Origin of the sequence: Bacteroides sp. 3_1_23 (assembly GCF_000162555.1) — a bacterium.
In the GTDB taxonomy this organism is placed as follows: Bacteria; Bacteroidota; Bacteroidia; order Bacteroidales; family Bacteroidaceae; genus Bacteroides; species Bacteroides ovatus.
Genome location: NZ_GG774953.1, coordinates 81,374 through 94,018 on the forward strand (window position 1 = coordinate 81,374; position 12,645 = coordinate 94,018).

Genomic DNA, 12,645 nt, shown 5'->3' on the forward strand with positions numbered 1-12,645 from the left:
AGGTATCTATATTAAAAGCTACCTTTTACCTTTTTTATTATTAACGTAATATTCTGATAGTTGCAGTTCTTTTTAGAACGATACACCCAGGCGGAAACCGAAGTTGCTCAATCCATCTACACTGTAATGCAGTACATCAGCCTTGTTGGTACCATAGCTGTAGTACAAAGCAAAGTGCAAGCCCGGTCCGTAAACCCATGGGAATACATTGATACCTACTTCAGGAGAAGCGTAGAATCCCCAACTGTTTTCTCTTGCTTCCAACATATTGAAGTTAGAGCGGACTTTTGCATATTCAGCACCTAATTTAGCACTGACATAAGGTTGGAAAGATCCACCGCGATTCCACTGGTAACGTGCAGCGGCACCGAAAGGCAATTGGAAAATGGTATGTTGCTGATCGGTAGTCACTTCACCGGCACCCATCTGGAAGGTTTCGCGACCTACATATTCGTGGTTGCTGTGATAGTTGAGGAAAAGCCCCAAGCCAATGTTAGGAGTCACAAAATAACCACCTTCAAAGTTCATACCCCAACCGCTTGCTTTATCTGCAAAGTGATTACTTAGCGGAGCATTGAACTGCCAGTCGATATTCGCATATCCGTTGTCTGATAGCTGTGCCTTAGCCGGCATGGCGAAGGCGATGGCAATAGCCGCCAAGGCTACTACCTTGAAGTATATATTTTTTCTTGTTTTCATAACAGTTGTAGTTGTTTATTTGTTAGTAAGATAAGGTGACTGTGTAAATGACTGGTTGACAGCTTCTACTGCAAGAGTACGGTTGATAGCTTTGGAACCAGTTTCAAATCCGGTCAGATAACTTGTCCATACAACAGGCAGTTTTTTACTGTCTCCCTGTTCGGCTTTCAAGTTCACCATTTCTGTCAGGAAGGAGTTGGTGCTATAACTATAAGTTACAGCGTACGGGTAGTACCATCCACCACCCCAGTTGCCACCCCAGTAGCCAGGTCCCCAGTATCCGGGATAACCCCACCACCATTCAGGTTGTGTGTAGCTGGTGAAATAATAAGTACTTGCGATGTAGCTCACTTGGATACCAAGATCTGCACTTTCTTGGTCTGCTGCTGCTTCGTAGCCTCTGGCTACCATATTGTCTGTATAAGCAGCCAGAATTTGTTCTGCGCCTTCACCTTCGAGATATTCCGGTTCTTTACTGTCACTAATCACCAGAATCTGGGGTGCCAGATAGAATGTAGGAACTTTGAAATCGGCTTTCTTGTCATAGTTAGTGTATACCAGATAATTGTCATCCAGTTTACCCATGTCCGGGTCTTTTTCACATGAAGCGAGTGCAAAGACCGCCAATAAAATAGGAATTAATTTCTTCATATCTTTTATAATGTTTAGGTTATATAAAAATCACGCCCAGGTACCTTGGGCTTTTGATACAAACAACAAGAAAGGTGGAAAAAGGTTCGCGTGGAAATTTCTTTTGCCGGAAAATTAACATATTTCTTTGGCCCGGCGGAAAGAAAAACGGTGAGCGCTCTGCCCTATTATCAGGGAGTTTGCTCACCGTTTATTATTTACAGATATTTATTTGAAAAATCCGTTTATTAAAACAGAGGTTTTAGTAGATCCGGTATTTCTACCTTATCAAGTTCCAGTTCAGTTACCCGTTGTTTACCCAATTGAGTCAGATGGAAATACATCTGTCTCCGGTCTTCACTTCCGAGTGATCGGACGATTAGTCCTTTTTCTTCCAGTATCCGCAGCATTTTGGATGTGTGTGAGGGGCTTAGTTCGGTTTGTTTAGACAGGTTGGTAGCCGTCACTTTGTCCGAAGCCTCTTTAAGGGCACACAATATCATTGCTTCATTAAGCGTTATCTGGTACATTTTTTCAAATGCTGTTTCAAAGTTTCCCATTGCTTTGAATACATCACGCATTGCACATATTGTTTTCATACCTTATTTAAATATTTCATTTGTTCATTTTTTAAATAAATAGATTAACGTTTGCGTTATCCGCCCGTTCCATATACGTTGCTACGCCGCCAATGGTCACCTCGTCCAGGAGTTCTTCTTGTTTGACTCCCATCACGTCCATTGACATCTGGCAAGCAATAAATTCCACACCGTTTTCCAGCGCTTGCTGGCGCAGGGATTCCAGTGAATCAATCCCTTTTTTGTTCATGATATACCGCATCATTTTTTCGCCTATTCCGCCCATGCTCATCTTAGAAAGTTTCAGTTTCTTGGAGCTGGAAGGCAGCATCATACCAAACATTTTTCCGAAAATATCCTTTTCGGTTTCCGGTTTGTGCAACTTCTTGATAACGTTCAGTCCCCAGAAAGTGAAGAAGATGGTGACTTTTTGTCCCGTAGCTGCTGCGCCGTTTGCCAGTACAAAAGTAGCCAAGGCTTTGTCCAAATCATCACTAAACATGATGAAGGTTTTTCCTTTGCCCTCACATGAAGTAACAATATTGCACGATTTTGGTTCTCCTTTTTCTATTACAACAATAGATTTTCCTCCGGAGGTATCTTTCGAAATCAATTGATTACCCGTCGAACTGCACCATGCGGCGGCGTCGCGCGGAAAGCCTGGATCGGTTGAGGTGATTTCCACCCGTTCGCCTGAAACCAGTGTATCCATTGTTTTCTTCATTTTCAGAATCGGACCGGGACACTGTAACCCGCAGGCATCCACCCGGACTGTTTTGGCAGGGGTAGCAGCAGTGACGGGAGCCGTAGAAACGTTGGGTTGACTGGTTTGGGAAGCGGTTTCCTTTTGTATGGGTGATTCGTCCATTTCGTTTCCATTTTCTTCCCGTATGATGATGGGAGCAGTGGCAGCCCGATAAGTCTTTAATCCTCCCGAGAGATTACGTACCTTGTCAAATCCGTGTTGTGTCAGTATACGGTAAGCAAGATACCCCCGTAACCCGACTGCACAGAATGTATAAATCATTTTATCTTTCGGTAATTCTGCCAACCGGTTGCGAAGTTCATCCAACGGAATATTCACGGCACCCGGTAAGCTACCCAATGAAAATTCATCCGGGGTGCGGACATCCAACAGGAACTTATTTTCCATTTCAATGTCTCGCAATTCTCTCCAATACACAGGATTGGTTTTGCCTGTGATGATATCTTCAGCTACATATCCTGCCAGTGCTACCGGATCTTTGGCCGAAGAGAACGGAGGAGCATACGCTTGTTCCACTTTCATCAGATCGTAGATTGTTCCCTCGTGCTTGATGACAAGTGCGAGTTCGTCAATCCGTTTGTCCACCCCATCGTAACCAACGATTTGTCCGCCATACAATCTTCCTGTCTTTTTATCGAAAGTGATTTTAATGCTCATCGGCATGGCATCCGGATAGTAACCGGCATGGGAAGCGGGATGAATGGTAGACGACATATAGTCTATCTCTTCCTGACGCAGACGCTTGCCGGGTAAGCCGGTTGAAGCAACGGTCATGTCGAAAACCTTTGCGATTGAAGTACCGATAGAGCCTTCGTAAGGAATCTTTGCTCCGAGGACATTGTCCGCAACGATGCGTCCCTGACGGTTGGCGGGTCCGGCGAGATAGTTGAGCCAGGGTTTGCCCGTGATCGGGTGGCGGAACTCGATCGCGTCACCGATGGCATAAATAGACTCGTCAGAGGTTTGCAGGTAATCGTTTACAGCGATACCTCCTGCAGGACCGATAGTCAGTTCGGCAGCCCGTGCCAGATTGGTTTCCGGACGTACGCCGATAGATAGAATAACGATGTCGGCAGAGATTGACTGGCCATTCTTGAAAGTAACTTTCAATCCTCTTCCATCCCGGCTAAAAGAGGCGACAGCTTGCTCCAAATAGAGGTTTACTCCTTTATCCATCAGATGTTGATGGACAAGTGATGCCATCGAAAAATCAATAGGGGCCATCACTTGATTGCCCATTTCCACAATCGATACTTTCGCTCCCTGTGCATGTAAGTTTTCCGCCATTTCAAGGCCGATAAATCCGGCTCCTACGACAACGGCTTTTCGTGGGGCGTGGCTCTTGATATATTCTTTGATCCGATCTGTGTCGGTGACATTCCTTAGTGTGAAAATTCCACTTAGGTCGATTCCGGGAAGAGGGGGGCGTACCGGAGAGGCTCCGGTAGATATGACTAACTTATCATAGCTCTCTTCATAAGTATCTTCACTGCTTTGCCGGATGGTCACTGTCTTTCTTTTCCGGTCAATGAAAATCGCTTCGTTTTCTGTACGTACATCTACGCGAAAGCGTGTAGAAAAGGCTTCGGGCGTTTGCACGAACAATTTATCCCGTTCCTCTATCACTCCCCCTATATAATAGGGCAGGCCACAATTGGCGTATGATATGTACTTTCCTTTTTCTAAAAGGACAATTTCAGCTGTTTCATCTATTCGTCTGATTCGGGCAGCAGTGGTGGCTCCTCCTGCAACTCCCCCAATAATAATTATTTTCATCTGTTTATAGCGTAAATAGTTTCCTTTGGAAAGAACAAACTGTATGGAAGAAATGTTCATGGATTCAGATAAAAAAACTATATTTGCACACCCTGTTTTTCATTCTTCTATTTAATGTAGATAAATTGTATGAGTAAAATTCTTATTATTGACGATGAAGTCCAGATTCGCAGTCTTTTAGCTCGTATGCTGGAACTTGAGGGCTATGAAGTGTGTCAGGCAGGTGATTGCAAAGCTGCCATCAAACAACTGGAAATTCAATCGCCCGACGTAGCTTTATGCGATGTTTTTCTTCCTGATGGAAACGGAGTGGATCTGGTGTTGAACATCAAGAAAATAGCTCCCAATGTAGAGGTGATTCTTCTTACTGCTCATGGCAATATTCCCGACGGGGTGCAGGCTATTAAAAACGGTGCATTTGATTATATAACAAAAGGAGATGATAATAACAAGATTATCCCTTTAATCAGCCGTGCCGTGGAGAAAGCAAAGATGAATGTCCGTTTGGAAAAACTGGAAAAGAAAGTCGGGCAGATGTACTCGTTCGATTCTATTCTGGGTGAGTCAAAGGTGTTGAAAGAGGCTGTATCTCTGGCGCAGAAGGTATCTGTGACAGATGTTCCCGTATTACTGACGGGGGAAACAGGAACAGGAAAGGAAGTTTTTGCGCAAGCTATACATTATAGTAGTAAACGGAGCAAACAGAATTTTGTGGCAGTCAACTGTTCGTCTTTCAGCAAAGAATTGCTCGAAAGCGAGATGTTCGGACATAAGGCCGGCTCGTTTACCGGTGCACTGAAAGATAAGAAAGGACTTTTTGAAGAAGCTAATAACGGAACGATCTTTCTGGATGAAATCGGAGAGATGGCTTTCGAACTGCAGGCAAAGTTACTGCGTATCCTTGAAACAGGAGAATATATAAAGATCGGTGATACCAAGCCGACAAGAGTCAATGTGCGTATCATTGCTGCTACCAACCGCAACCTGCAGGAGGAGATCAAAGCAGGACATTTCCGTGAAGATTTGTTTTATCGTCTTTCGGTTTTTCAGGTGCATCTTCCTTCGCTCCGTGAACGTACCGGTGATATCCGGATTCTTGCAACTGCTTTCGCCAAGAGTTTCTCCGAAAAACTTTCGTATGCCATCAATGAGATGACTCCTGCTTTTCTGGAAGCTCTGGAACAACAGCCGTGGAAAGGGAACATCCGTGAATTGAGAAATGTGATTGAGCGTAGCCTGATTGTGTGTGAAGGGGGGCGACTGGATATTTGTGATCTTCCTTTGGAAATCCAAAACACTCATTATGAATGTTCGGATGATAGTGTAGGCAGTTTTGAGTTGGCCGCAATGGAACGCAGACATATTGCACGTGTGTTGGAATATACAAAAGGGAATAAAACGGAAGCTGCCCGTTTGTTGAAAATCGGACTTACCACCCTGTACCGGAAGATAGAGGAATATAAAATCTAAGCATACATTTTCTTAAGTCCTTTTATGCTGGCTTTGGGATATATAGCATTTCAAAATAGGCAAAAAGGACTTGAGAAACCATACCATAAGGACTATCGGAAATTTTTTGCATCTTCTTCCTCTTTGTCAATCAAAGTTGTGGCACTGCTTTTGATGGCTTGAATAATAGAAGAAGTGAAGCCTTTGTGCTCCAGTTCGTTCAATCCTTTTATAGTGGTTCCGCCCGGAGTGGTTACTTTCTCTATTTCCAGCAATGGATGAGTGTTATGATTCAGAATCAGTTCTGTCGCTCCTTCCATGCTATACGCTGCCATTTGCATGGCATCCTTGCCGGGAATTCCTAGCTCAATCCCTGCCTGCATAACCGCTTGCATATATTTTAAGGCGAAAGCTATTCCGCTGGAGGTTAATGCGGAAGTGGTATCTAGTTGTTTCTCTTGCAGGAACAGGCATTTTCCTCCTTCTTCAAATATCTGTTTTATTAATTGCTGATATTCTTTATCGGTTCCGCGGGAAGCTATCAAAGTGAGGCTGGAACGTTCTGTAATGGCCATATTGGGAACTGCCCGAAAGATAGGCATCTCGGCTTCTGTTAAATGAGCCAGGTGGGAGATACATACTCCGGACACAAGAGATACGAGGATTTGTGTACGCGAGAAACGTAGAGGGGACAATACTTCATCTACTTTCCAGGGATTGATGGCGAGGACGATTACTTCAGCTTCCGATATGGCTTGTTGGTTATCGGTCGTTATGTGTATTGCAGGGAAATGTTCTTGCAGTCTCTCCAGTTTATCGATATTTGGATTGGAGACAATAATGTCTTTCTCATTGTAAAGATGTCCTTGCGCCAGACAAGTGACGATTGCACTCCCTATGTGTCCGGCTCCTATAATAGCTATTTTCATCTCTTTATTTTTTTATTTGGCTTTCAGATGTCTCTTTTTATCCGGCTTTGAATCAGGCTGCGCACTGACTCTCGAAAAATTGTCTGGATAGCGAACTAATTAGTCTGTTTTTATCTGTGGTATGTACAGATAGTGTGAAACAATGATCGCTTCCTCCATAAGAAATGAGAGATACGGGGATATCTTTGATAGTATCCATAATATGGCTTTCTACTTGTGTGCGTTCCCAATGAAGGGAGCCGATGATATGTATTACAGACATATTTTCGTCCATAACCATTTCGGCATATTTGTGTAGTTCCCTTTGAATGATTCGCAGGGTGTCCCGGCTGGCTGTCAGCATCATCGAGATGGATACATTGGATGAGGCCATTGAGATGACATTGATTTGATATTTGTTGATAACTTCCAATATCTTACCCATAAACAAATATCCGGGCAATACATTCAATGAGGTAAAACGCACAAAAGTAGCCGAATCCTGTGAGAGGATGGCCTTGACACTGTTGCCTGTGTCATGGGAAGATATATAGAGTCGTTCTGTTGACAGATCGTGTGTATCGGTTAGGCGGATAACTATATTGGAGCGTGCCGCAAGGGTTATACAATCTGCGTAGAGCAGGTGTACTCCGCTGTTAATCAGTTGTTCGGCTTCTATGTAGGTTAGTGAATGTTGTTCTCGCAGGCAATTCCGGTTTGCGTAGATATGATTGATAGGGGTGGATAACAGTATTTCGTCCGCTTTGAATAGGGTGGCAAGCACTGTTGCATAGTAATCATTGCGTTGTTCGCTCATGAAGTCTATTTCACCATACACATTTCTGCAAATGGAAAGTGGGGCGATAAAAATATCTACATTCCGGTTCTCGTCAATGTATTGTTGGATAGATTCCTGAATATATGGGATATCCGGCTTTCTTTCCAGGTTGATCTGTATAAGTTTGCCGGTATCTAATGTTTGGGCACGAAGACCCTGTTGACGTAAGCAATAAGTGAATAAATCACTGGATAATCCGTATACTTCCGCTTTTATCATTTTATCAATCAGTAAATCTGCTTTGTCTTCTACAAGTATATGTATTTTCTTTATGCATTCCAGAATCCGGTTTTTAATTTCCTGATTTAGGTGCGAATCTGTAATGAGATGATTGGCAAGGGCACAGCAATATGTTTCGATGGCATTGACTGTGGCATGAGAAGCTTCATCTTCTTCGTGAAACCAACTGATGGAAATAGCCTGTAACCACTCCTGTAATTGTGCCAATATAGGGACTACAGCTACATAAGGATGTTCTTTCTGAATACAATTGATTACTTGCTTCATTTCATCCTCATCTTTAATTTTCTCGAATTTACAAACTTTCATTGTTATCTGGTTATTTATTGGTTACTACTCTTTTCAAAATGATATGCCTTTTTTCAAAAGAGAAAGATATTTAAGAATCATTCCTTAGCTTTAGAATATGGTATATCTGTATAAATCAATCTGTTAATGTTGCAATCAATGTTTTTAATACATTTCTTTACTATAAGTAATCTGCTAATACCATACCACATTGGGATATGAAAATAAGATTTCTTATCTTTGTTGCGTAATTGATTGATAAACCAGCAATATTCATCCATTTATGAAACTCTGCATATAGCTACGCTCAACGAATAGCATCATTTCTAACAGGGCTATTCAGCTATCCGACAGGCAACTACTCGCCTGCCAAAGAGTTTTATATCCATTTTTATAAATTTACGGAACTGTGTGCTGCTATGATGTGGTATACCGTATCGTGTTATTTTTAAGTTGAGCAATGAATTATACATATAAGCAAATATGGCTCATCAACTTTCCTGTGATGATGAGCATTCTGATGGAACAATTAATCAATATTACCGACGCTATTTTCCTGGGGCATGTGGGAGAAGTCGAACTGGGAGCTTCTGCGCTTGCCGGAATCTATTATTTAGCTGTTTATATGCTGGGCTTCGGATTCAGCATCGGGCTGCAGGTGATGATTGCCCGGAGAAATGGGGAACAACATTATAAAGAGACGGGACGTACATTTTTTCAGGGAGTATATTTCCTGTCGGGGATGGCAGTCATTCTTTGCCTATTGCTCCATTTGGCTTCTCCCTTGATCCTGCGCCGGTTGATAACTTCGGATGAAATTTATCAGGCAGTGATTCATTATCTGGATTGGCGTAGCTTCGGTTTGTTATTCTCATTTCCTTTTTTAGCTTTCCGGTCTTTTCTGGTAGGGATAACAACGACCAAAGCATTGTCCGTGGCAGCTATCATGGCTATCTGTATCAATATTCCTTTTAACTATCTGCTGATATTCAAACTGAATCTGGGTATATCCGGGGCGGCGATGGCTTCTTCTTTGGCAGAGTTCGGAGCTTTTATCGTACTCCTATTATATATGTGGGTGAGGGTAGATAAAGTGAAATATGGGCTGAAGGTCGTTTATGATGGGAAAGTGTTAATAAAGTTGTTGAGGATATCTGTATGGAGTATGCTTCACTCTTTTGTCAGCGTTGCTCCCTGGTTTCTGTTCTTCGTTGCTATCGAGCATCTGGGAAGGACAGAGCTTGCTATTTCCAATATTACTCGTAGTGTTTCTACCGTCTTTTTTGTGATTGTCAACTCTTTTGCATCCACTACTGGTTCATTAGTCAGCAATCTAATTGGGGCGGGGCAGGGGAAGGAACTTTTTCCCGTTTGCCATAAAGTTCTTAGGTTGGGTTATGCCGTGGGGGGGCCATTGATAGTTATGGCTCTTTGGGGTAACCAATGGGTTATCGGATTTTATACGAATAACGATAATCTGGTGAGACTAGCTTTCTATCCTTTTATAGTTATGCTGTTGAATTATGCTTTTGCACTGCCCGGATATGTTTATATCAATGCTGTTACCGGTACAGGAAAGACGAAGCTCGCCTTTATCTTCCAGTTAATCACCATTCTTGTATATTTGATTTATCTGTATCTGTTAAGTGAATGTTTTCATGCTTCTCTGACTGTGTATATGACGGCAGAATATTTGTTTGTTATTTTATTAGGGATACAATCCGTCATTTACTTAAAGAGGAAATCCAACTAGAATATGTATTTTTGTACTTTCAATACTTGATACTTTCTCGAAATGACTGAAGATATAAAGAATAAACTTTTAATGTGTGCGGAGATGTATCATCGCGCAGACTTTATACAAAGCGATCCGGTGCAGTTTCCCCATCGTTATACGCTGAAACAGGATATCGAAGTCAGCGGTTTGCTGACGGCGATTATGAGTTTTGGCAATCGCAAACAGATCTTGAAGAAAGCGGACGAATTGCACGGGCTAATGGGAGATTCGCCTTATCAGTATGTATTGTCCTGCCAGTGGGAGAAGGATTTTCCTTCAGGAGCAACCAATAGCTTTTATCGGATGTTGTCGTATGCTGATTTTTATGGATACTTTCGGCGATTATATATAGCTTATACACAGTTTGAAAGTCTGGAGGAAGCTTTGATGTTATATCCCGGAATACCAATGGAAAAGTTATGTGCATTTCTTGAAGTTTCTGCCAAAAGTCCTCAAAAGAAACTGAATATGTTTTTGCGTTGGATGATTCGTCGGGATTCGGAGGTCGATTTGGGGATTTGGGAAAGTTTTGATCGCAGAGATTTGATTGTTCCTTTAGATACACATGTATGCCGGGTAGCACATTATTTCAAGTTGACGGATACGGAAACTTTTTCTCTGAAAAATGCCCGTCAGATAACGACTGCATTGGCAGAGGTCTTTCCGGATGATCCTTGCCTGGGCGATTTTGCTCTGTTCGGCTTGGGGGTGAATGGGGAGATTTAAATAGATAAACTAATAGTACTGATTTTTCCGGCTATTATCGAAAATATAGTGTTTTCTTAAGTTATTTCGATTATAACCGGAAAAGTCGATATTAAACCAACTTTATTCGATTATAATCGAAAAACTGGAGAACTGTTAGAACGTTGTTATCTTGTTTGTGAAATCCCTCCAACCATTTGCGTTCTTATATTTTTCCACAGATTCGGCAGGAACACGAATGACGGTAATATCATCCGGAAATCCGTACCATACTTTTTCAAATACCTGCGGAGGTGTTGTCCCTTCTACCTTTACTTCTTTAATACCTGTATTATTGAAAGCCGAAAAATTAATCTGTGTGACGTTTGCCGGAATGGTTAATTGGGTCACTTTCCTATTACCACCCAGTAATCCCTGTCCCAATATCCGAATACTTTCAGGTATTTCGAAGCGAGCCAATTTCGGACATCCTTCAAGACAATAGGGGTGGATCATAGCTTCGGGGTCATCATTGAAAGTACTCCCGTAGGTGGTCACTTCCGCCAATTCCGGGCAGTAATAAAAGGCTCTTTGCGCCATGGTTGTAACGCCGTTCGGTAACTTCACGGTTGTAACGCTACTTTCCCGGAATGCTTCCAATCCGATTGTTTTTACATTTTCCGGAATCTCAATCGTTTTCAGTTGAGATGTCTTAAGGAATGCCTGTGCTCCGATTTCTTTCAGTGTCGCAGGCAGCAGCACTTCTTCAATGCCCGCATATACAAAAGTGCTGGCGGGAAGTTTGGTGAGTTTCGTTTGGCTTAAATCTGCTTTTTTCAAATTCCGGCAATAGTAGAAAATGTTTTCCTCCATCTGTTCCAGGCTTGATGGAAATACTATTTCCTGAATGGCCGAATTGAAGAAAGCCATATCTCCAATCGATTTTAATCCTTCATTGAGTACTACCTTTGCTGTTTGGCTGTTGCTGAAGGCAGCTTTCGGGATTGATCTCACGCTATTGGGAAGTATGATTTCATTGTATCCTTTCAATATTTCCGTCAATACTCCGTTTTCTATACGGACGGGTGAAACCTGAACAGAAAAGCTTTTCTGTTTTCCTTCCAGTGTGATGGTTACTTCTTGTTTTTCGACAGGCGTGGATGAAGAGAAACCGCTGATCTGTTCCGGGGTAACTTTTACAGGCCGTTGTTTCCCGTCATCATATTTGCCTGTCACGTTAAGGCCGGTTAAGTCTATATTCTCTCCTAATGCATAAATTGTTTTTGAGGGTAGCTGTTCTATGAAGAAATCTTCAAGTGAAGCCTCTATGGGTTCAACAGGATTTGCTGCCGAAGGTGAATCTTTCCTGTATTCGTCATTTTCGGTGCTGCAACTTAGTAATATTGTTCCCAAAAACATTTGCAGGCAAAGTGCTGTAATTATATAAAGTCTAGTTTGCTTCATGTGATAAAGGCTTAGTTAGGGAATTGGGTTAAACGTATTTCTACTTTTACGGCTTTTCCGGCTTCTACGGTTTTGCCGGAAGACCATATCTGATAGTTGTTAGGGCCGCCCCCTTCTTGTACCACGAATGTCAGGAACCGTTGCGACTGCGTTGCAAACCATTCCTCTCGTGGCAGTACAAAGGTGGCCATACCACTTTCATTTGTCTGTATGATTGCAGTAGGCAAAGTTAAATTATCTTTTTCAAAAACCTTATAATCCTTTTCATTATACATTTTTACGGGAACGCCCGTTGCAATTTTTCCATTCTCATCATAAACGGATACCACTACTTTTGCTTCTTTCATTTCTTCGTTTCCTTTTTCGCATGCTACCATGAAAAGCATGGCGCTTAATAGAATAACAATCTTCTTCATAATCTTTTCTTTTTTCTAATTTTTCGAATGCAAAAGTAATAAGATTGCATCAAATTCGGGTTGTGATGCAATCTCGCAAATCTAACACTTTGATTTAAAATATATTGATATTCAATGGATTATGAAAGGTGT

General features: G+C 42.1%; 11 protein-coding genes. 3 read left to right on the forward strand and 8 right to left on the reverse strand.

Translation table 11 applies throughout. The annotated features are described in order from the left end of the window. Positions 1-72: 72 nt before the first annotated feature. The 4 genes from HMPREF9010_RS09155 to HMPREF9010_RS09140 all read right to left on the reverse strand — a co-directional run bounded on the left by HMPREF9010_RS09155 (position 73) and on the right by HMPREF9010_RS09140 (position 4,449). Positions 73-699, reverse strand: a complete 627-nt coding sequence (locus HMPREF9010_RS09155; protein WP_004307005.1) for a porin family protein — start codon at positions 697-699, stop codon at positions 73-75. Positions 700-714: 15 nt separating this feature from the next. Next, positions 715-1,350 carry a DUF4136 domain-containing protein gene (locus HMPREF9010_RS09150; protein ID WP_004307006.1) on the reverse strand — a complete coding sequence of 212 codons (636 nt, stop codon included), beginning with the start codon at positions 1,348-1,350 and terminating at the stop codon, positions 715-717. A gap of 227 nt (positions 1,351-1,577) precedes the next feature. Continuing rightward, on the reverse strand, positions 1,578-1,928 hold the full coding sequence (locus HMPREF9010_RS09145) for a winged helix DNA-binding protein (RefSeq protein ID WP_004314299.1): 351 nt from the start codon (positions 1,926-1,928) through the stop codon (positions 1,578-1,580). A 31-nt stretch (positions 1,929-1,959) separates the two neighbouring features. Further along, on the reverse strand, positions 1,960-4,449 hold the full coding sequence (locus tag HMPREF9010_RS09140) for an FAD-dependent oxidoreductase (protein ID WP_032852802.1): 2,490 nt from the start codon (positions 4,447-4,449) through the stop codon (positions 1,960-1,962). 129 nt (positions 4,450-4,578) lie between these two features. Between HMPREF9010_RS09140 and HMPREF9010_RS09135 the strand changes: the two genes are divergently transcribed. Further along, positions 4,579-5,919, forward strand: a complete 1,341-nt coding sequence (locus HMPREF9010_RS09135) for a sigma-54-dependent transcriptional regulator (protein ID WP_004311972.1) — start codon at positions 4,579-4,581, stop codon at positions 5,917-5,919. A 92-nt stretch (positions 5,920-6,011) separates the two neighbouring features. On the opposite strand, the gene proC is transcribed toward HMPREF9010_RS09135, so the two are convergent. Together proC and HMPREF9010_RS09125 are read right to left on the reverse strand one after the other, a co-directional pair. Beyond that, positions 6,012-6,827, reverse strand: coding sequence for a pyrroline-5-carboxylate reductase (proC, locus tag HMPREF9010_RS09130; protein ID WP_004307010.1), 816 nt, complete (start codon positions 6,825-6,827; stop codon positions 6,012-6,014). A gap of 52 nt (positions 6,828-6,879) precedes the next feature. After that, the gene (locus tag HMPREF9010_RS09125; protein WP_008649829.1) at positions 6,880-8,193 is read right to left on the reverse strand and encodes a lysine-sensitive aspartokinase III; all 1,314 of its coding nucleotides are present in this window, start codon (positions 8,191-8,193) and stop codon (positions 6,880-6,882) included. Between the two features lie 439 nt (positions 8,194-8,632). Here HMPREF9010_RS09125 and HMPREF9010_RS09120 point away from each other — a divergent pair, with 439 nt between their 5' ends. Beyond that, complete coding sequence (locus HMPREF9010_RS09120; protein WP_008649831.1) at positions 8,633-9,925, forward strand: MATE family efflux transporter; 1,293 nt, start codon at positions 8,633-8,635, stop codon at positions 9,923-9,925. A gap of 42 nt (positions 9,926-9,967) precedes the next feature. Beyond that, positions 9,968-10,675, forward strand: coding sequence for a TIGR02757 family protein (locus tag HMPREF9010_RS09115; RefSeq protein ID WP_004296184.1), 708 nt, complete (start codon positions 9,968-9,970; stop codon positions 10,673-10,675). A 135-nt stretch (positions 10,676-10,810) separates the two neighbouring features. Here the strand turns inward: HMPREF9010_RS09115 and HMPREF9010_RS09110 are convergent, their stop codons facing one another. Together HMPREF9010_RS09110 and HMPREF9010_RS09105 are read right to left on the reverse strand one after the other, a co-directional pair. After that, a complete protein-coding gene (locus HMPREF9010_RS09110) occupies positions 10,811-12,097 on the reverse strand; it encodes a leucine-rich repeat protein (protein ID WP_008649834.1) in 1,287 nt (428 codons plus the stop codon). Positions 12,098-12,108: 11 nt separating this feature from the next. Further along, complete coding sequence (locus HMPREF9010_RS09105) at positions 12,109-12,513, reverse strand: hypothetical protein (RefSeq protein ID WP_008649835.1); 405 nt, start codon at positions 12,511-12,513, stop codon at positions 12,109-12,111. Positions 12,514-12,645: the final 132 nt, after the last annotated feature.

Bases quoted from the DNA above. Each gene is read 5' to 3' on its own strand.
- HMPREF9010_RS09115 (WP_004296184.1), top strand. From the start codon at position 9,968: ATGACTGAAGATATAAAGAATAAACTTTTAATGTGTGCGGAGATGTAT.
- HMPREF9010_RS09110 (WP_008649834.1), bottom strand. From the start codon at position 12,097: ATGAAGCAAACTAGACTTTATATAATTACAGCACTTTGCCTGCAAATG.
- HMPREF9010_RS09105 (WP_008649835.1), bottom strand. From the start codon at position 12,513: ATGAAGAAGATTGTTATTCTATTAAGCGCCATGCTTTTCATGGTAGCA.
- proC (WP_004307010.1), bottom strand. From the start codon at position 6,827: ATGAAAATAGCTATTATAGGAGCCGGACACATAGGGAGTGCAATCGTC.
- HMPREF9010_RS09120 (WP_008649831.1), top strand. From the start codon at position 8,633: ATGAATTATACATATAAGCAAATATGGCTCATCAACTTTCCTGTGATG.
- HMPREF9010_RS09125 (WP_008649829.1), bottom strand. From the start codon at position 8,193: ATGAAAGTTTGTAAATTCGAGAAAATTAAAGATGAGGATGAAATGAAG.
- HMPREF9010_RS09135 (WP_004311972.1), top strand. From the start codon at position 4,579: ATGAGTAAAATTCTTATTATTGACGATGAAGTCCAGATTCGCAGTCTT.
- HMPREF9010_RS09155 (WP_004307005.1), bottom strand. From the start codon at position 699: ATGAAAACAAGAAAAAATATATACTTCAAGGTAGTAGCCTTGGCGGCT.
- HMPREF9010_RS09150 (WP_004307006.1), bottom strand. From the start codon at position 1,350: ATGAAGAAATTAATTCCTATTTTATTGGCGGTCTTTGCACTCGCTTCA.
- HMPREF9010_RS09140 (WP_032852802.1), bottom strand. From the start codon at position 4,449: ATGAAAATAATTATTATTGGGGGAGTTGCAGGAGGAGCCACCACTGCT.
- HMPREF9010_RS09145 (WP_004314299.1), bottom strand. From the start codon at position 1,928: ATGAAAACAATATGTGCAATGCGTGATGTATTCAAAGCAATGGGAAAC.